Annotated in this window: 22 protein-coding genes; 7 read left to right on the forward strand and 15 right to left on the reverse strand. The window is 67.5% G+C overall.

Going from position 1 to position 23526, the window contains the following annotated elements; genetic code table 11:
* The first annotated feature begins 164 nt into the window (after positions 1-164).
* Positions 165-1316 (forward strand): zinc-binding metallopeptidase family protein, encoded by a 1152-nt coding sequence (locus CAL26_RS13360; RefSeq protein WP_256988404.1) that lies wholly within the window; start codon positions 165-167, stop codon positions 1314-1316.
* Positions 1317-1370: 54 nt separating this feature from the next.
* On the forward strand, positions 1371-3047 hold the full coding sequence (locus CAL26_RS13365) for a VRR-NUC domain-containing protein (protein WP_256988405.1): 1677 nt from the start codon (positions 1371-1373) through the stop codon (positions 3045-3047).
* On the opposite strand, the gene CAL26_RS13370 is transcribed toward CAL26_RS13365, so the two are convergent.
* Complete coding sequence (locus CAL26_RS13370; protein WP_094847397.1) at positions 3031-3333, reverse strand: ArsR/SmtB family transcription factor; 303 nt, start codon at positions 3331-3333, stop codon at positions 3031-3033. The two genes, CAL26_RS13365 and CAL26_RS13370, sit on opposite strands and share 17 nt — an antisense overlap.
* Positions 3334-3434: 101 nt before the next feature.
* On the opposite strand from CAL26_RS13370, the gene CAL26_RS13375 reads away from it, so the two are divergent.
* Positions 3435-4538, forward strand: a complete 1104-nt coding sequence (locus CAL26_RS13375; protein ID WP_094847398.1) for an NADH:flavin oxidoreductase/NADH oxidase — start codon at positions 3435-3437, stop codon at positions 4536-4538.
* Here the strand turns inward: CAL26_RS13375 and CAL26_RS13380 are convergent.
* The gene (locus CAL26_RS13380) at positions 4525-5748 is read right to left on the reverse strand and encodes an MFS transporter (RefSeq protein ID WP_094847399.1); all 1224 of its coding nucleotides are present in this window, start codon (positions 5746-5748) and stop codon (positions 4525-4527) included. The genes CAL26_RS13375 and CAL26_RS13380 overlap by 14 nt on opposite strands.
* 138 nt (positions 5749-5886) lie before the next feature.
* On the opposite strand from CAL26_RS13380, the gene CAL26_RS13385 reads away from it, so the two are divergent.
* Positions 5887-6864 (forward strand): LysR family transcriptional regulator, encoded by a 978-nt coding sequence (locus CAL26_RS13385; protein ID WP_094847400.1) that lies wholly within the window; start codon positions 5887-5889, stop codon positions 6862-6864.
* Between the two features lie 13 nt (positions 6865-6877).
* Here CAL26_RS13385 and CAL26_RS13390 read toward each other — a convergent pair whose 3' ends face one another.
* The 12 genes from CAL26_RS13390 to CAL26_RS13450 all read right to left on the reverse strand — a co-directional run bounded on the left by CAL26_RS13390 (position 6878) and on the right by CAL26_RS13450 (position 18513).
* Positions 6878-8386: a carotenoid oxygenase family protein gene (locus tag CAL26_RS13390; protein WP_179283353.1), complete on the reverse strand. Its 1509-nt coding sequence runs from the start codon at positions 8384-8386 to the stop codon at positions 6878-6880.
* 98 nt (positions 8387-8484) lie between these two features.
* Complete coding sequence (locus CAL26_RS13395; RefSeq protein ID WP_094847402.1) at positions 8485-9162, reverse strand: glycosyltransferase; 678 nt, start codon at positions 9160-9162, stop codon at positions 8485-8487.
* On the reverse strand, positions 9159-9743 hold the full coding sequence (locus CAL26_RS13400; RefSeq protein ID WP_094847403.1) for a class I SAM-dependent DNA methyltransferase: 585 nt from the start codon (positions 9741-9743) through the stop codon (positions 9159-9161). The genes CAL26_RS13395 and CAL26_RS13400 overlap by 4 nt, the downstream gene beginning before the upstream one ends.
* Positions 9740-10498, reverse strand: coding sequence for a PIG-L deacetylase family protein (locus CAL26_RS13405; protein ID WP_094847404.1), 759 nt, complete (start codon positions 10496-10498; stop codon positions 9740-9742). Before CAL26_RS13405 ends, CAL26_RS13400 begins: the two co-directional genes overlap by 4 nt.
* A complete protein-coding gene (locus CAL26_RS13410; protein WP_094849856.1) occupies positions 10486-11568 on the reverse strand; it encodes an acyl-CoA/acyl-ACP dehydrogenase in 1083 nt (360 codons plus the stop codon). The genes CAL26_RS13405 and CAL26_RS13410 overlap by 13 nt, the downstream gene beginning before the upstream one ends.
* A gap of 118 nt (positions 11569-11686) precedes the next feature.
* A complete protein-coding gene (locus CAL26_RS13415; protein WP_094847405.1) occupies positions 11687-12664 on the reverse strand; it encodes a Bug family tripartite tricarboxylate transporter substrate binding protein in 978 nt (325 codons plus the stop codon).
* Between the two features lies 1 nt (position 12665).
* Positions 12666-13703 carry a uroporphyrinogen decarboxylase family protein gene (locus tag CAL26_RS13420; protein ID WP_094847406.1) on the reverse strand — a complete coding sequence of 346 codons (1038 nt, stop codon included), beginning with the start codon at positions 13701-13703 and terminating at the stop codon, positions 12666-12668.
* 99 nt (positions 13704-13802) lie between these two features.
* Entirely contained in the window at positions 13803-14702 is a 900-nt protein-coding gene (locus tag CAL26_RS13425; protein WP_094847407.1) for a dioxygenase family protein, read from the reverse strand.
* A gap of 26 nt (positions 14703-14728) precedes the next feature.
* Positions 14729-16033 (reverse strand): oxalate/formate MFS antiporter, encoded by a 1305-nt coding sequence (gene oxlT / locus CAL26_RS13430; protein WP_094847408.1) that lies wholly within the window; start codon positions 16031-16033, stop codon positions 14729-14731.
* Between the two features lie 143 nt (positions 16034-16176).
* Positions 16177-17130, reverse strand: coding sequence for a 2-hydroxyacid dehydrogenase (locus CAL26_RS13435; protein ID WP_094847409.1), 954 nt, complete (start codon positions 17128-17130; stop codon positions 16177-16179).
* Positions 17131-17357: 227 nt separating this feature from the next.
* Positions 17358-17666: a DUF3253 domain-containing protein gene (locus CAL26_RS13445; protein WP_094847411.1), complete on the reverse strand. Its 309-nt coding sequence runs from the start codon at positions 17664-17666 to the stop codon at positions 17358-17360.
* A gap of 25 nt (positions 17667-17691) precedes the next feature.
* Positions 17692-18513 carry an IclR family transcriptional regulator gene (locus CAL26_RS13450; RefSeq protein ID WP_094847412.1) on the reverse strand — a complete coding sequence of 274 codons (822 nt, stop codon included), beginning with the start codon at positions 18511-18513 and terminating at the stop codon, positions 17692-17694.
* Between the two features lie 145 nt (positions 18514-18658).
* On the opposite strand from CAL26_RS13450, the gene CAL26_RS13455 reads away from it, so the two are divergent.
* The 3 genes from CAL26_RS13455 to CAL26_RS13465 all read left to right on the forward strand — a co-directional run bounded on the left by CAL26_RS13455 (position 18659) and on the right by CAL26_RS13465 (position 22618).
* Entirely contained in the window at positions 18659-20641 is a 1983-nt protein-coding gene (locus CAL26_RS13455) for a metallophosphoesterase (protein WP_256988406.1), read from the forward strand.
* Between the two features lie 63 nt (positions 20642-20704).
* Positions 20705-21694: a Bug family tripartite tricarboxylate transporter substrate binding protein gene (locus CAL26_RS13460; RefSeq protein WP_094847413.1), complete on the forward strand. Its 990-nt coding sequence runs from the start codon at positions 20705-20707 to the stop codon at positions 21692-21694.
* 126 nt (positions 21695-21820) lie between these two features.
* Positions 21821-22618 (forward strand): transporter substrate-binding domain-containing protein, encoded by a 798-nt coding sequence (locus CAL26_RS13465; RefSeq protein ID WP_179283354.1) that lies wholly within the window; start codon positions 21821-21823, stop codon positions 22616-22618.
* Positions 22619-22636: 18 nt separating this feature from the next.
* Here the strand turns inward: CAL26_RS13465 and CAL26_RS13470 are convergent, their stop codons facing one another.
* Complete coding sequence (locus CAL26_RS13470; RefSeq protein WP_094847415.1) at positions 22637-23512, reverse strand: helix-turn-helix domain-containing protein; 876 nt, start codon at positions 23510-23512, stop codon at positions 22637-22639.
* Positions 23513-23526: the final 14 nt, after the last annotated feature.

Here is a 23526-nt window from a genome sequence, read left to right on the forward strand (position 1 = left end):
GGGTCGGTTTCAGCGTACTGCAAAAGGCCAGTCGCGCCAGCGCCGCGCTCTGCCATCAGGTGTTAATTGGCAACGGTGATTGACCGCCCGTCTCGAGGTTCACATAGTGCCATGTCGCCGCAACCAATGCATGAAGGATGTTTCGATCCGTGAACGAACTAGCCATGGAATCCAATCCCGCGGACGAAGGTCTCGTGACACCGCGCGCTTACCATTGCGCGTGCGGGCACCGGATTTTCTTCCGCAACAGCCAGTGCCTGGCATGCAGGCGGCCGCTGGGCTATGTGCCGTCCCGGCTGCGCCTTTTCCCGCTGCGGCCTGGCCCGCAGGTGGACACTTGGCGCATCATCGGCGACCCGGACGATATCGGCACGGTCTATCGGCGCTGCGAGAATTTCGGATTGGCGGCCGCCTGCAACTGGTTGGTCGAACCGGAAGACGGCGCCTACCGCAACCTGTGCCGCGCCTGCCGGCTGAATCGCACGATTCCCGACCTGTCCGTCGCGCGCAACCTGCCGCTATGGCAGAGCATGGAGGCCGCCAAGCGCAGGCTGGTGTCGCAGTTGATCGGCCTGGGCCTGCCGGTGGCGTCCAAGGTATCCGAAGACCCGGCGCGCGGCCTGGCCTTCGACTTCCTGACCAGCATCCCGGGCCAGCCGCGCGTGTTGACCGGGCATGACGACGGCATCATCACCATCAATCTGGAAGAGGCCGACGACGCGGTGCGCGAACGCGTCCGCATCCAGATGCGCGAACCCTACCGCACGCTGCTGGGCCACTTCCGCCACGAGGTCGGCCACTACTACTGGCAGCGCCTGGTCGTGGGCACGCCCTGGGAAGCGCCGTGCCGCGTCCTGTTCGGCGACGAGCGCCAGGACTATGCCGCCGCGCTCCAGGCCAATTACGACCAGGGACCGCCACTGGACTGGCCCCAGCATTACGTCAGCGCGTACGCCAGCATCCATCCCTTCGAGGACTGGGCCGAAACCTGGGCGCACTACCTGCATCTGCGCGACACCCTGGACACCGCGGAAAGCTATGGCATCGCGTCCGCGACGTCAGACGAGGAAATCACCGGCTTTCACGCGGCGGACCTCTGGTGGCCGGACGCGCCGAACGCGGAAGCGTTCCTCGACATGCTGAAGCGCTGGATAGGCACGACCTGGGTCATGAACGAAATGTCGCGGGCAATGGGCCTGCGAGATTTCTATCCCTTCGTGCTGCCGCGGCCGGCCGTGGCCAAGCTGCACTTCATCCACTGTGTCATCTTCGACCCGTCCGGCGCCGGGATCCCGACGGCGGGGCAGGGCGGCTAGGACCAATGCCACGGGCGCTGGCTATACTGTGGATATATCCAGCAACATCCGATCATGCCCGCCGCGATCCTGCCCAGGCTCGACCCTGGATCTCCCGATATCCGCTACTACTACCTGCGCAATTTCCGCTTCGCGCTGGACTGGATACTTGCCCGCTACGACGACGTGCTGGGCGAGGAAGAACGCGGTTTCATCGCGGCCTTCGCCGCCATGCCGCGGCCGGCCCAGGCGCTGATGACCCGCATGCTGATGCGCCGGGGACCGGTGTTCCGGGGCAGCACCCTGCGCTATGACGAAATAGGCTGCCCCGTGGCGGCTTCGCGCGACCTGGTGGCGCAAGGGTGGGTGAATGATGCACCCGTATTGCCGCTGGAGGACGCCGCCAGGCTGCTCCGGCGAGCCGAGCTGTTGCGGCTTTTGCCGGCCGACATGCGCCGCCCGGCGTTGAGCAAGGCGGGGATGGTGGAGTGGCTGCGGCTGAACGCCGCGTCGCCGCGCGCCTGGACGGAATGGGACGACAGCGGCGACTTCGCCATCGGCATCCGCGTGGCGCCGCTGATCGACCGCCTGCGCCTGATGTTCTTCGGCAACCTGCGCCAGGCGTGGTCGGAGTTCATCGTGGCGGACCTGGGGATCGTGCAATACGAGCGCGTGGCCTTTCCCGATTCCGCGCGTGCCTTCCACACGCGCGCGGACGTCGACGCCTATCTCTGGCTGCACGAACGCAGGCAGCGGCTCGAGGACGGCACGCAATCCGCCGCGGCGCTGCTGGAGGAAATCCTGCCCGCGTCCTTCGTATCCCCTTGGCTGCGCCACCGCCACGCCAAGCTGCGGTTCCTGATCGGACGGCAGCTGGAACGGCAGGCCGATTGGGATCTGGCGTGCCGGGCCTACGACGGCTGCGGCCATCCCGAAGCGCGCCAGCGATACGCGCGGGTGCTGGAGCTGCAAGAGCGCCACGCGGAAGCGCTGCGGTTCGCCCTGCAGGCCACGCGCGCGCCGCTCAACGAAACCGAAGCGCAATCGCTCGCCCGCCTGGTTGCCCGCCAGGAGCGCCGGCTGGGCCTGCCGCGCGCCAGGGAGCCGGCCGCGCGGGACATACCGGTCGACGTGCTGACGCTACCGCATCCGGCTCAGCCGCGCGCGGTCGAACACATCGTGCGCGAGCATCTGGACGCGCCGCAGGCCCCGGCCTTTTACGTCGAGAACACGCTGATCAATTCGCTGTTCGGCCTGCTGTGTTGGGAGGCGGTATTCCAGCCTCTCCCTGGCGCGTTCTTCCATCCGTTCCAACGCGGCCCGGCCGACCTGCACGCGCCGGACTTCCATGCCAGGCGCGGGGATGCCTTCGGCGCGCGGCTGGCGCGACTGGACGACGGCAGCTACAAGCGCGCCATCCTCGCGACCTTCGAAGCCAAGATGGGCATACAGTCGCCCTTCGTATTCTGGGGCGCGCTCGATCACGCTTTGCTGGCGCTGGCCCTGGATTGCATCCCGGTCGCGCACCTGAAGGCCTGGTTCACCCGCATCCTGCGGGACGTTGCGTCGAATACTTCGGGCCTGCCGGACCTGATCCGCTTCTTTCCGGCCCGCCATGCCTACGAGCTGGTGGAAGTGAAAGGGCCAGGGGACCGGCTGCAGGACAACCAGCGACGCTGGATGGCATACAACGCCGCGCATGGCGTGCCGGTGCGGGTGTGCCGGGTGCGGTGGCTCAGCCCACCTGCTTGAGTATCGCGTCCACCAGGCCAGGGAAGCGCGTGTTCAGCTCCGCCCGGCGGAGCGTGTTCTGGTGCACCGTGCCGGCGACGCTGGTGCGCACCAGGCCGGCTTCGCGCAGGATGCGGAAATGATGGGACATGCTCGATTTCGGGCGGCCGCCGTCGAGCTCGCCGCAGGTGGCTTCCTCGACGCGCGACAGGTGCCGGACGATCTCCAGCCGCACCGGATCGCTCAGGGCATGGAAGATACGCTCCAGCACGAAGTCTTCCGGGGAGGGGTGGTTGTACGCGCGCATACTGCGGATTGTAATGTTCTTTTTACGTAATTTCGATAATTATCGAACTACGGTACTATAACGCCGTTATCCGACCACGCTCACCCACGGAATCCGACGGAATGTCCTCGCTATTCACTCCCTTCAAGCTCAAAGACGTCACGCTGCGCAACCGCGTCGCCGTCCCGCCCATGTGCCAATACAGCGCCGAAGACGGCCTGATCAATGACTGGCACCGCGTGCACCTGGCGGGTATCGCGCGCGGCGGCGCCGGACTGGTCATCGTCGAGGCGACGGCGGTCTCGCCGGAAGGCCGCATCACGCCCGGATGCACCGGCATCTGGAACGACGAGCAGGCCCAGGCCTTCGCGGCGGTGGCGGCCTCGATCAAGGCCGCGGGCGCCGTTCCCGGCATCCAGATCGCCCACGCCGGCCGCAAGGCCAGCGCCAACCGCCCCTGGGAAGGCGACGATCACATTCCGGAAGGCGATCCGCGCGGCTGGCAGACGATCGCGCCGTCGGCCATCGCTTTCGGCGGCGGGCTGCCCAAGGTGCCGCGCGCCATGACGCTGGACGACATCGCCCGCGTGCGCCAGGACTTCGTCGCCGCCGCCCGCCGCGCGCGCGACGCCGGCTTCGAGTGGCTGGAACTGCACTTCGCGCATGGCTATCTGGGCCAAAGTTTTTTCTCGCCGCATTCGAACCAGCGCGACGACCAATACGGCGGCAGCCTGGAAAACCGCAGCCGCTTCCTGCTCGAGACCCTGGCCGCCGTGCGCAAGGTCTGGCCGGAAAACCTGCCGCTGACCGCGCGCTTCGGCGTCATCGAGTTCGACGGCCGCGACGAGGAAACCCTCGCGGAGTCCATCGAGCTGGTGCGCAACTTCAAGCGCGAAGGCCTGGATATGCTGAGCGTCACGATGGGCTTTTCGACGCCCACCGCGAACATCCCCTGGGCGCCGGGGCTGCTGTTGCCGTATGCGGAGCGTGTGCGCCGTGAAGCGGATCTTCCCGTTTCGTCGGCCTGGGGCATCGATACGCCGGCCCTGGCCGATGGCGCCGTCAGGAATGGGCAGCTGGACCTGGTCATGGTCGGGCGGGCCCACCTGGCCAATCCGCATTGGCCTTACCATGCCGCCCGCGCATTGGGCGTCGACCGTCCTTCGTGGACGCTGCCGGCGCCTTACGCGCATTGGCTGGAACGCTATTCGGTCAAGCAGGACTGAGCCGGACCGCGGCGCCCGCCCGCAGCCTGAGCACCAGTGCCAGCAGGGCGGCGGCCGTGGCCACGAAAGTGACGCCGGTCCAGCCGAAGTTCGCCAGCGCCATGCTGGCGAGCGCGCCCCCCAGCGCCATGCCGACGAATACGCCCACCATCAGCACCGCGTTGAGCCGGCTGCGCGCGGCGTGGTCGATGCCGTAGACGATGGTCTGGTGCGAGATCAGCGCGATCTGGATGCCCAGGTCGAAGCCGACGGTGCTCGCGCCCAGCAGCCACAGGGCGCCGGTGGGCGGCAGCATCGGCATGACCGCCATCGCCGCGAAGGACAGCGTGGTCAGTCCCGCGCCCACGCGGCTGACCATGGCCGGGCCGCGGCGATCGGCCATGCGTCCCGCCAAGGGCGCGGCCAACGCACCCACGGCGCCCGCGATACCGAACGCGCCCGCCACGCCGGGTCCCATATTGAACGGCTCGCCATGCAGCATGATGGCCAGCGTCGACCAGAAGGCGCTGAACGCGAGCGACAGCAGGCCTTGCGACAAGGTGGCCAGGCGCAGGGTCGGATGCTTGCGCCAGAGCTCGCCGACGGAGCGCAGCAGCGCGGCGTAGGGCAGGCGCGTCGTCGGCGCGAAGGCCGGCAGGCCGCGCCACAAGGTCAGGCCGAGCAACAGCACGGCCGCGGCGGCCACGTAGAACATCGCGCGCCAGCCGAAATGCTCGGCGACGATGCCGCTGATCACGCGCGACATCAGTATGCCCAGCAGCAGGCCGGTCATGACCGTGCCGACGGTCTTGCCCCGTTGCGCGGGTTGGGCCAGATGGGCGGCCGCGGGGACGATGTCCTGCGCCATGGTGGCGGACAACCCGATGATGAAGCTCGCGGCCAGCAGCGCGGCGATCGATGGCGCGACGCCGCTGGACAACAGGGCCAGGCTCAGGATGACGGCCTTGACCAGGATGATCTTCTTTCTGTCGTAGCGGTCGCCCAGCGGCGCCAGGAACAGGATGCCGGCGGCGTAACCCAGCTGGGTCAGGGTCGGCAGGAAGCCCACGCTCCTGTCGCTGGCGCCGATCGCCGGCGCCAGGACGCCCAGCATGGGCTGGACGTAGTACAGCGACGCGACGCTCAGGCCGGCGGCGACGGCGAGCAGCAGCAGGAGCGTGCCCGACATGGGCCGGGTGTCGCTTTCATGCGCGGATGGAATGGCAGTCATGGTGGTGTCCGGTAAATGGTGCGGTACGGCATTGTGGCCTCCGGGGAAGGCCGTTGGTAGACGGCGATACCGTACATCGGTTATACGTCATATGCATAACTGCGCCCGCCTTCTATCGCCCCCATCGACCACCGACCCATGGCCCGTCTACCCAAGACCCGGATCCCGCCGCCGACCCGCACGCCGGACGCCGCCGACAAGGGCGGCTCTGACCGGCTCACCTTGATCGATACCTTCGTGCGCATCGTCAACGCCGGCAGCCTCAGCGCCGCCGCCGAACAACTGGGCGCCACGCAGCCGACGGTCAGCCGCCGCCTGCAGGCGCTGGAGCGCGCCGTCGGGGTACGGCTGATCCAGCGATCCACCCACGGCATGCAGCTGACCGAAGACGGCCGCCGCTGCTATGACCGTGCCGAAGAACTGATCGCCTCCTGGCAGGCGTTCGACAGCGAGGTGCGCGGGGCAGGCCAGCAGCCGGTCGGCACCTTGCGCGTCGTGGTCGCCCATGCCTTCGGCCAGCAGCGTTTCGTGCGGCCGCTGGCCACGTATATGGAGCGTTACCCCGGCATGCGGGTGGAATGGCTGCTGCACGACCACATGCCGGATTTCGTCGCCGACGGCGTCGATTGCGCGATCCGCGTGGGCGAGGTCGCCGACGAGTCGGTGGTGGCGATCAAGCTGGGCGACGTCCCGCGGATCATCGTCGCCGCGCCCGGACTGCTGCCCGACGGCGTCGTGCCCGACGACCCGCGCCAGTTGGCAGGGCTGCCCTGGCTGGCCTTGCGCACCTTCTACCGCGATGAAGTCGCGCTGAGCCACACGGTCACCGGCGAAACGGTGCGCGTGCCGTTCCAGGCGCGCATGTCCACCGACAGCCTCTACGCCCTGCGCAGCGCCGCCATCCTGGGCCTGGGCGTCGCCGTGGCGTCGACCTGGATATTCGAGGAAGACCTGCGCGAAGGCCGGCTGCGCCAACTCGCCCCGCAATGGCGGGCCAGCGCGCTGCCGCTTTCGCTGGTCTATCCCGCCAGCCGCCTGCAACCACGCCGGCTGCGCGCCTTCATCGACACGATGCGCGAGGAGCTGGGCATGTGGCTGGGGGCACCATCTTCCTGAATCGAGCCATGGCTCACACCGGTGTCCAGCTCCCATGCAGCCCGGCCGGGACGCGCCGGGGTAGCATCACCGTGGCAACCGGTTCCGCCGCCAGGTTGCGGGCGTCCAGGATAACGAAATGCCCGCGCTCGTCGCCTTCGACATGGACGAAGCTCAGGATGTAGCCGTCCGCTTCGCCTCCACCGGCGGGATCGGCGACGAAAACCGGCTCGCAGACCGTCTGGCCTGGCGGGAAGCGGTGCACCACTTTTTCGCCGGTGTCCAGGTCGTAGCGGGCGAACGCCTCGAAAGCGCCTATCTGCGGCGGGTGAGCCGGATAGGCGGCGCGCAGTCCCACGTAGCCGTAGCGCGCGCGGCGGCCGACGCAGGCATCATTGATGCGGCCGAATTCGCAGGCCTGGTCGTCGAGCGCCCGGTCGTCCACCTGCTTGCTGTCGACGTCTATCGTCAACCGATGCAGCTCCAGGCGCTTGGACGGGGCGGTCAAGGAGAAAGCGTCGTACCAGGGCACGACCAGCTCGATGCGGCCGCCTTCTTCATATGCGTTCACCGTATGCCAGTTGAAGAAGGGCGGGCCGGGCACCCACTTGATGTCCTTGCTGTCGACCGCATCGCGCGGGATCAGCGCGATGCGGGTACCCCGGTCCGGTTCCCACTGCGCGGGCGGCCCCTTGCCCGACATGTCGAAAACCAGCGGCGCCACCACGGCGACGACATACCGTTCGGTGATGGCGACGTCATGGACGATGGCGGGCCACGGCGACGAGAATGCCACGCGTCGGTCCAGTTGGCCGCTCCGGTCGGCGCGCAGATAACGCATCATGCTGGTGTGCAGGTCGTACTCCACGGACAGCAGTTCGCCCGTCTGAGGGTCCGCCTTGGGATGGGCCGACATGAAGCGCGGCAGCGCCCCGCCATAGTCGAACGCGCCGACAGTGGCCAGTTCACGGTCCATCTCGTAGGGCGCGCCGCCTTCGTACAAGGCGAGGTAACGTCCGGCGTGGTGCACGATGTTGGTATTGGCCAGATTGGCGTGCGGCGGCGGGCCGAAGGACGTGTTGTAGATGCGGTGTCCGGCCGCTCGCTCTTCGGTCAGCTCCTTCGTCGCCACCCAGCGATTGCGATAACGGGCGCGGCCCCCATCGAGATAGATGGCATGGACCATGCCGGTGCCGTCGAAAGGATAGGCGTAGTGCGCCGCGGGCTCGAAAGCCGGATTGGGCCCATTGCGCATGAATACGCCGCTCAGCCCGGCCGGGATCTCGCCCTGGACGGGCAGGTCGCCATCGTCGCGTTCGTCGAAAACCGGCGCGAAGGCGCGGGTCAGGGCAGGGCTGGTGCTGGTCCAATGCGCCATCGGGCCTTCTCCGGCGGTCTCGGGCGATGCGCCCGCGGGGGCCGCCCGGGCATGACCTCCAGGCAGCGGCAGCGTGGCGGCCGCGATGCCGGCGCCGGCCCGCTTGATGAAGCCTCGGCGGCCGCGGCTGGTTGGGTCCTGGCGGTCTGGGTGTGACGTTTTCATTGTTCCACCTCTGCGGCGACGGGGACAACCGGCGCGTGACGCCGGACGCGTGCCATCGAGTATGCGCGCCTTCGCGAAGAAATTCATCGCGGAAAGGATTACGCCGCCTTTTCGGTGCTGTCCCAGCCCGCACGCAGGGCGGCGGCGAAACCTTCATCGACCCGGGAGTAGGGACGGGCGCTGGTCCATACGCGCGGCCGCGCGCTCCAGGCGATGGCTTCGCCCGCGCGTTCGAGCCGTTCGACCAGGTCGCGGTCCTCATGGCAGCTCAGCGACCGGAAGCCGCCGGCGCGCAGATAGGCCGCGCTGTCGATTCCGAGATTGGCGCCGTGGATATGCCGATGGCCATCGCGGTCCCGGTAGTTGGATTGGAAATGCCATCGGGCGGCAAGCGCCTGCGCGCCATGCGCCGACCAATCCGCCACGCCCACCGTGCCGCATACCGCCGCGGCGTCCAGCGCGAGCTGGTCCACGAGCCAGGACGGCGACACCGTCGTGTCGGCGTCGGTGAAGGCCAGCCACCTGGCGCCCGCCGCGATCAGGAATTCGGCGCCGATGGCGCGCGCCCGGCCGACGTTGCGACAGTCCACGCGCAACTGCGCCACACGCCAGGATGCGGCGTATTCGGCGGTGCGATCCGCGCAGCTGTCGAGCACCAGCGCGACGATCACCGGCTCCTTGCGCAATTCCGGATGCAGGGCCGCCGCGTGTATGGAGGCCAGGCAGGCGCTCACGGTCGCCTCCTCGTTGTGCGCGGGTACGCAGACGCCGATCATCGCTCATCCTTTTCCGGTTTTCGCCAGATATCGAGTTGAAAACGTTCGTCCTCATGGCGCAGGACGCGCACCAGCCCTCCCAGCGCGTCGATGCACGCATGCAGTGCGTCCGTGCGATGCAGGCGGTCGTCGAAATCCCCGGTGTAGTGGCACATGACCCATTCGCCGCCGGGCGCCAGCGCCGCGCGGCAGCGTTGCAGGAACCCGTCCATGTCGTCCGCCGGGATGTAGTACGCGAGCTCCGACACCACGATCAGGTCGCAGGCCTCATCGGGCTGCAGCGGCCAGTCGCCGGGCAGCCGGCCCACGTGACCGCGCACATGGTCCAGGCCGTCTTTCCCCATGCTTTCCATGCAGAGCGCCATGGCCGTTTCGGATCCGTCGACCGCGATCAGCGACCCGGTCCGACGGGCCAGCTGGCGCGTCATTTCGCCGTTGCCGCAACCGAGTTCCAGGATGCGGCCATAGCGTTGCCGCGGCAGCGCGGCCAGCAGCACGGCACGCTTGCGCTGCTCGTACCACGACGTGCGCACGTCCCAGGGATCGGCAGACTGCCGGTACAGCGCTTCGAAGTGGTTCATTCGATCAGCACTTCGTAGGGCCGCTCCAGCCTTTCCAGCATGGCGGCGGTCAGCACGGGCGGCTTGCCGGTGGAGGGGTCCGCCTGCAGCTGGGAGCGAAAGCACATCACGGCGCGCCGCCTCAGGACCATCGCGTCCGCGCTCACGCGCACGGCCAGGGCCTGATCGGTGGGAAATGCGCCGGTTTCGGGCGCCATCCAATGCCACGCCCATATCGGCGCTTCCAGGAAGCGGCCGCCGCGCGACTTGGCGGCGCGAAGCGCCGCGCGCGACGCGGCTTCGTGATCCGGATGGCCGTCCCACCGCCAAGGCGCGATGACCGTGTCGCGCGGCCCGACGGACCGGGCGATGCGCGCCGCGATGTCATCCTCGAAGTCGGTCACGCCGCCATCCGGGATGCCGAGCGGATGCCTGGGGGTGCCCGGCGCGATCAGCGCCAGGGCCCGCATGCTTTCGCGCAGGCGCTCCTGCGCCAGGGCGGGCGGGTCCCAGAGCGCCGAGCCGGGATGGCTATGCTCGCCATGAGTGATCGCCCAGATGCATAGCTGTACGCCATCCAGGTAGGCCTCGCGCATAATGCCGCCGCAACCCAGGATCTCGTCGTCGGGATGAGGCGCGACGATATGCAGCGTGCCGCCCGACCGCACGAGATCCGCCGCGCGACCCTGCCGCAGCGAACGGCGATCGAGCCAGTCGCGCCATTGCGCTTCCGGCGTGCCCGCGCCATGGATCAAACGGTCGCTCAGAGCATCCATGGCGTGGCATCCTCCGACGTCTGGAGCAGCGCCAGGCCATGCGCCGCCAGGTCGCGTTCCGCATGGCTCTGCCGCAGGTAGATGGGCAGGTCGGCCAGCAGGCCAGCCAGGGTCACGTCCTTGCAGAAGGGCGCCGGGCCGAGCGCGCGCGGGGCGCGTTCCAGCACGGCCAACGCGGCCTGTTCGACGGCCAGCCGGGCGCGCCGCACGGCGCACGCGTGCGATCGCCGCGGTGCCTCGTCGATGGCTCGCGCGCAGTCGCGCAGTTGCAGGCCTGCCTGCGCCAGCATGACATCGACCGCGCCCAGGTGGGCCAGCGCATGCGCGTCGTCCGGACGGCGCCGCACGCCGCGCCGCAGGGCATCGGCCAAGGCGGCGGCCGCGCCGTACCAGCAGGCCGCCACGCCGGCCGCGCCATGCATGAAGCCGGGACGCTCCACGTAGGCGCCCGGCGCGCCGACCAGCACCGCGCGGGCGTCGCGAAACTCGACGTCCACGCTATCCGTCGGCCCCATGCCGACCGCCTGCCAGCCCTGGTCGCTGATCCGCACGCCCGCATCGTCCATCCGCACCGCCGCCAGGCAGGCCTCGCCTTGCGAATTCCAGACGCTGATCAAGGCGCGCGTGACGGCGGCCGCGCCGGAGCACCAGGGCTTGATGCCGGACAGGCGCACGCGCCGGCCATCGGCATCGTCCGCGGCGGCGGTCACCCGCATGCCGGGGGGCTCGGCACACCAGGTGGCCCAGACGTCCGGCGGCTGGACTTCGTGCCAATGATGCAATTCATGCAGGATGGCCACCGCGTCGAGATGGCCTTCGACCAGCTTGGCCAGCGGCAGGCTGTGGCGCCCGACGTCGGCCAGGATGCGCCAGCGGGCCAAGGTGTCGCCGCTGCCGGGAAAGGGTACGGTATGGGTCAGCGCGCAGGCGAGAGTCTGGAAGATGCCGTCGATGTCGGCGGCGCCGCGGCTGCGGCCCGCGGCCTCGCACAAGGCATCGAGATTGGCCGGCGGCGCCAGGGCCGCGCCGGGGCGCAGGCAATCGGGGCAGGAATTGCTGATATCGAGCATGCGTGCCATCGCCATGTGATTGAACGCGATGGCAGGGCACAGCAACACGCATGCCTGAGCATGCCCTGGCCAGCGCGGTCATCGCGCCGGCCAGGTTCGGGGGATCAATCTCGGGGACTCAATTCACCGTGATATTCGCCGACTTGATCACCTGCGACCAATGCGCGGTGTCCCGGGCGACGGTCTCGCCCAGTTGTTGCGGGTTCTGGTAATTGACCCGCACGCCGGCTTCCTCGGCGGTCTTGATGACGGCAGGCTCCTGCAGTCCCTTGCCCAGCGCGGCGCTGATCTTTTCGATCACCGCGTCGGGCGTGCCGGCCGGGGCGAACAGGGCCACCCATGCATCGAGCTCGAAGCCGGGGAAGCCTTCTTCCGCGGCGGTCGGGACGTCGGGCAGCATGGGGTGGCGCGCCGCGCCGGCAATCGCGATGGCACGCAGGCGGCCGTTCTGGATATGGCCGATGACCGAAGGCGGGGTGGTGATGAACAACTGCACGCGGCCCGACAGTACGTCCTGGATGGCCGGGCCCGAGCCCTTGTAGGGCACATGGACCATATCGGTGCCGGTCATCTGCTTGAACAGCTCGGTGCCCACGTGCGGCACCGAACCGCTGCCCTGCGACGCATAGTTGATCTCGCCCGGGTGCGCCTTGGCGTAGGCGACCAGCTCCTTCAGGTTGTGCACGGGCAGCGAGGGATGCACCGTCACCACGTGCGGCGATACCGCCACCATCCCGACCGGCTTGAAGGACTCCGCGTTCCAGCGCAGGCCATTGAACATCGAGGGATTGCCGGCGTGGTACATGGAATACGAGGCCAGCAGGGTATAGCCGTCGGGACGGGCCGCGGCCACCAGCGCATAGGCGATGTTGCCGCTGGCACCGGCGCGATTGTCGATGATGACGGGTTGACCCAGTCTGGTCCCCATCTGCTCCGTGGTCAGGCGCGCCGCCAGGTCGACGATGCCGCCGGGCGGCACCGGTACGATGATGGTAATGGGATGGTTGGGGAAATCGGGCTGGGCGTGGGCAGGCGTCAGCGCGGTGGCCAGGGCGAGAAGCGCCCCCAGGGGCGCGAGCAAGCGGGTGCGGAACATGTCAGTTGCCACCCGCCAGTTCTTCGCGAACGAGCCTGGCGCCATCGGCCATGGCCTTCATCTTGCCGAAGGCGACTTCGCGCGGCAGGTACTTCAAGCCGCAGTCGGGCGCCACGATGATGCGTTCGGGCGGCACGTGCGGAAACGCGCGGCGGATACGGGCGGCGACGACTTCCGGGGTTTCGATCTCGTTGGTCGACAGATCCAGCACGCCCAGCATGATCTGCTTGTTCGGCAGCGTTTCCAGCACGGCGCAGTCCAGCTTGGATTGCGCCGTTTCGATCGAGATCTGGTGGGCCGAGCAGCCGCACAGCTCGGGCAGGAAGGAATAGCCGGCCGGGCGCGCATGGATCACCGCCGCATAGCCGAAGCAGATATGCACCGCCGTCTTGCCTTCGACGCCTTGCAGGGCGTGGTTCAGGACTTCGACGCCGAACTCGCGCGCCTTTTCCGGACGCGCCTGCATATAAGGTTCGTCGATCTGCACGACGTCCGCGCCGGCGGCGAACAGGTCGCGGATTTCCGCGTTCACGGCCTCGGCATAGTCATGGGCCAGCTCCGCTTCCGAACCGTAGAAGTCGTTCTGCGCCTGCTGCGCCATGGTGAAGGGGCCGGGCACCGTGATCTTGATCTGGCGGCGGGTGTGGGCGCGCAGGAATTCGACGTCGCGCACCTGCACGGCGTGCTTGCGGCGGATCTTGCCGACCACGCGCGGTACCGGGTTGGGGTGGCCGCTGCGGTCCAGCGCCGTGCCGGGGTTGTCGATGTCCACGCCTTCCAGCGCGGTGGCGAAGCGGTTCGAATAGCTTTCGCGCCGCATTTCGCCGTCGGTGATGATGTCCAGGCCGGCGTCTTCCTGGTCGCGGATCGCCAGCAGGGTGGCGTCGTCCTGCGCCTGCTCCAGCCACTCGGGGGCGACGCGCCACAGTTCCTTGGCGCGCACGCGCGGCGGGAAGCGGTCGCCGAGGCGCTTGCGGTCGATGAGCCAATCGGGCTGGGCATACGAGCCGACCAGCGTGGTGGGAAGCAGCAGGGACATGGAAACTCCGGGAAATGATGCCGAAATATGAAGAAAACGCAGACCCCGATTTATATGCGATACAACTTGAAATCGGTTTGCCGCCAACTTGAGCCGAATTCAGGTTGCGCGCGCGGGCGACAGGCGGAAGTCGTATTCGGCCGTCCAGTAGGGCGTCTTCATCTCGCGCCCATCCGGCGCCCGCCCTGGCCCGTGCGGCTGGAATTCGACGATCAGGCTGTCGCGCACGCCGTACACCACGTCGGATTCGATGTATGGGCTGTTCGCGACGAAGATGTGCGTGGTGATGTCCACGTGTCCCGGCGCCGATACCTTGAAATGGATATGCCCGGGCCGGTTGGGATGCTGGCCGATGCCCGACACCATCCTGCCGACCGGCCCATCCATGGGGATGGGGTAATAGCTGGGACGGATGGACCAGAAGGAATAGCGGCCTTCGGCGTCCGTGCGCAGGCGCGCGCGTGCCAGCATCTCGGCCTGGCCCTCGATCTGCATGTCGTAGACGCCTTCACCGTCGCCTGACCACACGTCCAGCAGCACGCCGGCCATGGGCTGGCCCGAGACATCGGTGACGCGGCCATGGTAGTAGGCGGGTTCGCCGCGCACGCCCTCGGCGATGTTGCTGCCCAGTTCGCGTTCCGGCGCGCCTTCCCAGTAATACGGGCCTTGCACGGTCGCCTCGGTGGCCGGCGTGGCCTGCATGCCGTCCGGCGCCGCCGCCGAAGCCCTGGCCTGCGCCAGCATGACCACCTGCATGGAAGCGCCCAGCGTATCCGACAACAGGATGAATTCCTGCCGCTTGTCGGTACAGGTCTTGCCGGTGGCCGTCAGGAACTCGATCGCCGCCATCCATTCCTCGGGGGTCAGGTCGACCTCGCGGATGAACTCGTGCAGCTTGGTGACCAGCGTCGTCATCAGCACCCGAAAGCGCGGATCGGGCGCCTTGGCGACCCGTTCGAGCACGGTGCGGGTAAGTTGCAGCGGGTCGGGCTGTGACATGAGGTCTCCCTGTGCGTGTTTCGGGTTCATAGATGTCCATCGCGCCGCGCGGCCTCGATCCAGCGCACGCGCATCGGCTTGAGGACCAGGATGGCGAGCAGGGCGGCGGCGACGTCCAGCGCGATGATGCAGTGGAAAACGATATCCCAGGAGCGGGTTTTTTCGAAGAGCAGGGCGGCGATCGGCCCGCCCAGCACCGAGCCGACCGCGGTGGCGATCAGCAGGTAGCCGAAGTTGCGCGCCGCGTGGCGCGTGCCGAAGACGTCCGCCTGCAGCGAAGGAAACAGCGAATAGATCTCGCCCCAGCCGAAGAACACCACCGCGGACAGGACCACGAAGGCCACCGGGTTGGTGCCCAGCTTCAACAGCAGGTAAATGGAAAGCGCTTCCAGCAGGAAGGCCAGCAGCATGGTGGGTTCGCGGCCGATCCGGTCCGATACCCAGCCGAAGAAGGGGCGGGTCAGGCCATTCGCGGCGCGATCCAGCGTCAGGGCCAGCGGCAGCGCGGCCATGCCCAGCACCAGGGTGCCGGACGTGATGCCGAAATGGGAGGCCAGGGCGCCCAATTGCGAGATCGCCATCAGGCCGCCGGTCGCCACCATCGCCATGATGGCGAACATCAGCCAGAACAGCGGCGTGCGCAGCATCTGCCGGGGCGTGTAGCCGATCGGCCCGGCGGCCGGCGCCACCAGCTCGGGGTGCTGCCGCTGCGAGGACGCGTCGACGCGCTTCATGCCCAATGCCGACAGGGTGATGATGGCCGCCAGGGCGATGCCGAACATGACCAGCGTGTCGCGCAGGCCGCTATCGCGCAGGCTCGCCGCGATCGGAAAGGTGGTGACGATGGCTCCCAGGCCGTAGCAGCCCGCCACCATGCCGACGGCAAAGCCGCGGCGCCGGGGGAACCACTGCACCATCAGTTCGACGACGGCCACGTAGACCCAGCCGGTGCCTATCCCCGACAGGACGCCATAGGTGACGTACAGCACCGGCAGCGAGGTCACGTAGGCGGAGCTGACCCAGCTGAGTCCGACCAGCAGCCCGCCCAGCATGACGATGGTGCGCGAGGACACGCGGGCCGCCAATTCGCCGTGGAGGGGCCCGATGCCGCACTGGAAAATGCTGAAAAGCGCGAAGGTCACCTGCAGCGCGGACAGCGAGACGCTGAGCGTGGCCTGCATGGGCTGCACGAACAGCGCCCATACGTATTGCGGGCTGGAGATCGCCAGCATCGCGATCATGCCCAGGGCCAGTTGCAGCCAGGGCGTGCTTGCACTGCGTCCCAGCGGCAGTGCGTCCAGGGACGACGTGGAAGGGTTCGGCGCCGACATATTGTCTCCCGCGCGGAGGCCTGAAGGACCTCTCGTATCGTGTCAGGGGGGTGTCGGAGCGAAGACTAAACGTTGTGCCTGAATGGCAGAAATGATGAATATCGTCGGTTATCAGTGATGGCATCGATGGATGCCATCGCACCTCAGTTCACCCGGGAGAGCGGCGGCTTGCCGGCGAAGTGCGCCTCGGCGTTTTCCAGGAAGCGCACCACCAACGCATGGATCGCCTGCGGCGAGGCGCCGCCGACATGCGGGGTGATCACGGCGTTTTCGAATTCGAGCAGGGGCGCGGGCGGCGCGGGCTCGTTCTCGTAGACGTCCAGCGCGGCCGCCCAGATGCGCTTGTGCCGCAGGGCGTCGGCCACGGCATCCGTGTCCACCAGCGTCCCGCGCGCGACGTTGACCAGCACGCCGTCGGGCCCCAGCGCTTCCAGGACCTGTCGGTCGACCGCATGGTAAGTGGCCTGGCCACCCGGCGCCGCGATGACCAGGAAGTCGCACCAGGCGGCCAGGCTGGCCAGGTCGTCGAACCAGCGATACCCGGTAGCGTCGTTGCGCGTTCGGCTGTGATAGCCGATTTCCATATCGAAGCCCGCGGCCCGCCTGGCCACGGCCTTGCCGATGGCGCCCAGGCCGAAGATGCCCATGCGACGGCCGGACACTTGCGGCGGACGCGGGATGTCGTCGCGCCACAGCCCCTTGCGCACGCCCGCGTTCAGGAAGGGAATGCGGCGCACGGCTGCCAGCAGTATCGCCATGGCGTGGTCGGCGACGGCATTGGCATTGCTGCCTGCCGCGTTGCACACCGGGATGCCGCGTGCGCTGGCAGCCGCCAGGTCGATGTTTTCGTAACCGACGCCCAGGGTGCAGATCAGCTCCAAGCGGGGCAGCGCGGCGATTTCCGTCGCCAGCAGCCCATTGGTGCCATTCGTCAGCACCACGCGGATGTCCTGCCCGCGCGCGGCGATCTGGGCGTCACCGTTGCCACGATCCGCGCCCAGGTTTTCATTGGGCGCGTAGATCATCTCGAAACTTTCCGCCATCAGGGCGCGATGTTCTTCGGACAGGAATACAAGGACCAGGAGCAAGGGTTTCATCGTGGGAAGGCATGGATGGCTGGTTGACCCGCGCGCCGGCATGGACGCGGTCTCGGACTGTTATCATTGCGGCCAATAAAAAACAAGAAATCCTGGCCTGGAAGCGCTCGAAATCATGGATTGGGTACCGATAGTCTTCATCACCTTCAAGGTTCTCGTGTTCGGCACGGGCATGTTCTTCGCGATCAAATGGCATCGCGACCAGGCGAAAAAAAAGAAATGAACGTCTAGCCCGGAGCCCGCGTTTTCACGCGGGGCGCCGGGATATCCGCGAACGATGGCCCGCGCCGCAGGCGGATCGGGCCGTGGTCGATATCGTCGGGGTCCAGCGTGGTTTCGCCCTGGGTGATGACGATGTACCCCTGACGCGCCATGCGCGCGGCGGTGTTCCTGATCGCCGGCATCAGGTCGCGCCACGCATCGCCATCGCCGCCCAATGCGCGCGCGGCGTCCGACGGACAGATGGACGATGCCTCGGCCCTGCGCTTGAGCAGGTCCGCTATGCAGTGTTCGATCTCTGGCGTTGTCGGGCTCATCGCCGCAGCTTAGCGTCCCTTGCGCCTAGCCGTCGACCATGCCCAGCCGGTAGTCCAGGTTGCGCACCAGCGATGCGATGCGCGGGCCCAGGACCTGGCCGACGTAGCCATCATCCGCCGCGTCGATCTGGATAGTCACGCTCATCGCCAGCGGCATGCCGTTGGCACGGTAGCGCAGGGGAACGGCGATCCCGCAGATATTCGGTTGCCAGTCGCGCTTGACCACGACGAAGCCGTCCCGGGCGATGTCTTCGTAGGCCGCCGCCAACGCCGGCGAAAAGCGCTCCCAGTCCGCCGGATGCGCCTGCGCGTAGCAGCTGCAGATCAGCTTCCGTTCCTGGGGCGTGTGGGCATACATCAAGGCACGGCCCATGGCCGTGCGCAGCAGCGGCCGCGTCGAACCGATATCGGGCCGGGTGCCGCTGGAATCGCGGTCTTCCACCGTTTCCACATAGACCACCTGCAGGCGGTCGCGCACGCCTAGCGACACGGGGCCGCGCGCGAAGCGGGCCAGTTCGACCATATCGTGCGCGGCGAGCTGCCGCAGCGTCAGGTCCACCAGCAAGGGATAGCCCAGGCTCAGGACGGCGGGGCCGAGCGAATACCGGCCCGTGCGCTCGTCACGCCGCAGCAGGCCCATTCCCACCAGCGTGAACGTCAGGCGGGTGACCGCCGGCCGGCTCAGGCCCAGGGCGTCGGCGATTTCCTTGTTGCCCAGGGATGGTTGGGCGGGCGTGAACTGCCGCAGCACCTCCAGGCCATTGAACAGGGTGGACGCGAACTGCGGATGGGCAAGCAGGTCTTCGCGTGGGCCGAGCTCGTAATGCGGCGGCGTTTTACGGTTCATCGATGCCTGGGGAAATGAGGATTGACAGTGCAGGGGCACGATATTTAAAGTGCCCGCACGATAAACGATCTCCAATACCGATATTGTGAATTCAATTGACCAAGAGCGCAAGCGCCGCGCAGCCCGCGAGCCCCGCGGCGCCAGATTGTTTTCCTTCGCCGTGGTGGCGGACACGCATGTGAACGAGGACGAACACACCTGCGCGTCGCCATTCGCCACCAATGCCCGGGCCAACGCACGGGCGCGGCATGTGTTCCAGGACATCGCCCAGTTGGCCACAGCGCCGGATTTCGTTATCCACCTGGGCGACATCGTCCACCCCGTGCCGGGCTTGCCCGCGTTCGACGAGGCCGCGCGCAGGTTCAAGGAGATGGCGGCGGTGCTGCCCATGCCGCTGCATGTGGTGCCCGGCAATCACGACGTGGGCGACAAGCGGGTGGACTGGATGCCCGCCGACGTGGTCTGCGCCGAATACCTGGACAAGTACCGGGCGACGTTCGGCGAAGACTATTACGCCGTGGACCAGGGCACGGTGCGCTTCATCTACCTGAACGCCTTGTTGTTCAACTCGGGGTTGGCGGGGGAGTCGGATCAGATGGCGTGGCTGGACGAGCAGCTCGCCACCGCCACGGGGCGGGTATTCATATCGCTGCATTACCCGCCGTTCCTGCATCGGCGCGACGAAAAGGGCTCCTACGACAATATCGACGAGCCGGGCCGCGGCTGGCTGCTGGAACGCATGGCGCACGAACGGGTGGAAGCCGTGTTCTGCGGCCATGTCCACAATTTCTGGTACGAGACAGTGGGCAACGCGGAGCTGTACATGCTCCCTTCCACGGCCTTCCTGCGCCACGACTTCTCCGAGTTCTACCGCGTGCCGCCCATGGACGAATACGGGCGGGGCGACGTCAACAAGTTCGGCTACTTCGTGGTCGACGTCTACGAGCAGGGCCATGCGGCGCACCTGGTGCGCACGCGCGGCCGGTCCGTCGAAGAGCACGCCACATCCGCCGCGCGCGATGCCGTGCCGCACATCCTGGCGCATACCAAGACGGCGAGCGCATGCGGCATCGCCGCGGAAATGCGCCACCCCTGGGCCGAGGTGGTTGAGATCCCGTGCACCGGCGGCGTACAGGAGTTCGGCCGCAAGCCGGCGCGCAACGACTATCCCCTGATGGCCATGTGGGAGATGGGCCTGCGCACGCTGAAAATCCCGCTGCAGGACCTGGCGGGAGAAGAAACCCTGCGCCGCGCCAGGATGATGAGCGACGTCGGGCATGGCTTCGTCACCACCTGCCTGGGCTGCCCCGATCCGCGGTTGATCGAAGGCGCCGCGCGGGCGGGGGTCCGCATCGACGCGCTGGAATTGAACCTGACGCAGGCGCGGCTGGCGCAGTCGGCCGACCGCTTGCGTGCGCTGCGTGGCGCCAGCGACGCGCAGCTGATCTACGCGAAGATACGCGGCGTCGATGACGACAAGCATTTCGACGGCAAGCACTACAGCCATTTCGTGAATACCGGCATGCGCCCGGCCGAACTCGCCGGCGCCGACTGGCTGCGGGAGTCCGTCGCGGCGGGGTGGGTGGATGGATATACCGTCAGGCTGGATTGGGGCACGGATGTCCACGCCGCGCACCGATCGCTGTCCCGGCAGGCACAGGACGACGGCTGCGTCATCTGGGGCGCGGTGAAGCTCGCGCATGAGCTGGCCAGTGCGAACGAGGACGACCTGGCGATCGCCGCGCTCGTGGCCGATGCGTATATCGCCGCCCGCATGGACCAGGGCGTGCATTACGCCTTCGACACCTTCATGGACGTCGATCGTGGCTACTTTCCGCGCAACGGGTTCATCGATCGCCGCTATGACCCGCGTCTCGCGGCGCGCGTCCTGGCGGCGCTGAACGCGCTGCTGCCGCATGGTCGCATCCATGCCGTCGACGTGACCGGCGCGGCCGGCGCGAAGCGCATCGATATGCGCATCGGCGACGAGGCTTATCACCTGGTTTCCGGGCCCCGCCCGGCGGCCGAGGCATTGCTGGGCGGCCTGGCGCCGCGCCCGCACACGATCGATCTCATAGAAGACGGCGGGGAGGGGGCAGGGGAGATCATGCGGCTGATCCGGCCATGATCGGGTCATAACCCGTCCATCACGCGCCCAGGCGCGGTTCATACATTCCAAGGGGAAAAAAAGATGAAGTGGTTCAAACGCAATGCCGCCGCCTTGCTGGGCGTGTTGTCCGTCTGCGCGGTGGGGGCGGCGGCGGCCGAGCCCGCAGCCGCGAAATTCCATCCTACGCAACCCGTGCGCGTGGTCGTCGCCTACGTCCCTGGCGGCGCCACCGACCTGATCGCGCGCATCATGAGCGAAAAGCTGGGCAAGCTGTGGAACCAGCAGGTGGTGGTGGAAAACCGCCCCGGCGCCGGCGGCATGATAGGCGCGGACAACGTGGTCAAGGCCAAGCCGGACGGCTATACGCTGCTGCTGGGCTACACGCCCGAGGTGTCGATCAACAAGCTGGTCTACAACAAGATGATGTACGACCCCTTGGCCGACCTGACGGCGATATCGCTGGTCGCCGAGGCGCCGCTGGTGCTGGTCAGCGGCCCCAAGCTTCCTGTGAAGAGTTTCAAGGAATTGCTCGCGCTGAAGGGACAGCATCGGTCGATCGCGTTCGGATCGCCCGGCACGGGCGGCCAGCAGCATCTGGCGGGAGAACTGCTGCGGGTGCGCACGGGCCTGGACATGCTGCACGTGCCCTACAAGGGCACGGGCGCGGCCGTCGCGGACCTGGTCGGCGGGCAGATCGACGTCTTCTTCGCGACCACGCCGCCCTTGCTGGGAAATATCCGGGCCGGCAAGCTGCATCCGCTGCTCGTGACCGGCCCCGTGCGCCAGCCGCTGCTGCCCAACACGCCGACCGTCGACGAACTCGGGCTGAAGGACTTCCACCTGAGCAACTGGTTCGGCGTGTTCGGGCCGGCGGGAATGGACAAGCAGGTGACGGCCGGGATCGCCGCGGACGTCGCGGCGGTGCTCGAGGATCCCGCCACCGTCAAGGCGATGGAGGACAACGGCCTGACCATCCATTATCTGCCGCCCGATGGTTTCCGGCAGTTCATCGCCAAGGAGATGGATTTGTACACGGGCATCATCGCCGCCACGGGGGTGCCCAAGCAGTAGCTTGTCTCATTTTTTGAGACGATGCGCGAAATCTGATCTGGCGCCAGGCCGCGGCGACCGGGAGAATGCGAGGCAGGGGCAAGGCTGTCATAAACATGCCCCATGACTCTATCCTGGGGAAAATCCATGCGTCTATCCGCTTCTTCCTGCGCGGCGGCCCTGTTGGCCGGCCTGTGCGCCTTCGCGGCTCCGGCCCACGCCGATCTGCTCGACGACATCAATGCCCGCGGCGTCGTGCGGGTCGGCATCATGACCGACTATCCGCCTTTCGGCAGCGTGGACCAGCAGATGAAGCCGCGCGGCTACGACATCGACATGTCGGCGCTGCTCGAAAAGGCCTGGCACGTGCGGGTCGAATTCGTGCCCGTGACCGCGCCCAACCGGGTGGCGACCCTGCAGACGGGTAAAGCCGACGTCATGCTGAACATCGGCCGCAGCGAAGAGCGCGCCAAGGCCGTGGACTTCACCCAGCCCTATGCCCCGTACTACATCGGCATCTATGGCAAGCCGGGCAGCGCGCCGATCCATGGCGTGGCCGACCTGAAGGGCATGACCGTGGCGGTGACCAAGGGCGCCATCGAGGAACGCCTGCTGACGGAGCAGGCCAAGGACGCCAGGCTGTCGCGATACGACGACAACGCGAGCACCATATCCGCTTTTTTCAGCGGCCAGGCCAACACCATGGCCATCGGCAACGTCATCGCCGTGGCCCTGCGGCAGAAGGGTTCGCCGCCATTCGAGGAAAAGCTCATCCTGCTGAACTCGCCGGTGCACGCCGCCGTGCCCAAGGGTGAAAAGCGCCTGCTGGACAAGATGAATGCCTTCCTGTCCAGCATCAAGGCGGACGGCAGCCTGAACGCGATCTCGGAAAAGTGGATGCAGCAGCCGTTGTCGCCCGACCTGCTGCAGGCGGGCGCCAAGTAAGAGCGGTCGGAAGGGTGGTCAAGCGCGGGCCAGGATGCGGCGCCGGACGAAATCGGCGGCGCGCTGGCCGGTCATGACCTCGGACCACAAATCGTTGGCCAGCTGGCGGTGCAGGCGCAAGGCTTCGGCATCCTGCGAGATCGTGCCGATCCCCCGCCACACGTTCAGCTGCGGGCCCACCCGAAACGGGCTGGTCAGCGAAAACGTGGTGTCCGCCTGGCGTATGACGGAAAAACTCGTCGTGGGCAGCCTGTCGAAAAGTATGCCGATCTGCACGCCCATCGGCGGGGATTCCAGCAGTTGAGCCACATGTTCCAACTCATGGAGCACCATGTTCCGATGGGCTTCCCGCAGCGCCGGGCTGGCGTCCTCGTCCTCCAGCCCCTGTTCGCTGAACTGGACGAGTTCCGGCAGCGACAGCACGTTGGTGATGGCGGGACGGCGTTGCAGGTACTGCGCCTTGCGCAATTTGAGTATCGACATGAGCGCGTCGATGTCGGTGCGCGCGCGGGCCGGACGCCGTGTGGCCGTGGCACGCGTGGACAGCGCCTGCCGCAGCAGCGTGTCGTAGCCGTCGGACGTCAGCAGGTACACGATGGGGCCGAAAGCCACGAAGATATGTTCGGCGCGCGCCTCGATCTGGCGCAGCCGCTCGAAGTACGCCAGCGCCGACGCCACGTACTCGACGCCGACGCCCAGCAGGGTTTCGAGCGGCACGTCCAGCAGCCGCGCCACGCGCATCAGCACGTCCAGCCGGCCTATGCCCTGCGCCTCCATGCGGTAGACGGAGGCGCGCGACACGTTCAGGCGTACACCCAGCGCATCCGCGCTCAGTCCCGCGCCGATGCGGTACGCGCGCAGGCGCATGCCGATTTCCAGCAACTTCGGATCCATGCTTCGCGACGTTT

Origin of the sequence: Bordetella genomosp. 9 (assembly GCF_002261425.1) — a bacterium.
Classification (GTDB): Bacteria; Pseudomonadota; Gammaproteobacteria; order Burkholderiales; family Burkholderiaceae_B; genus Bordetella_C.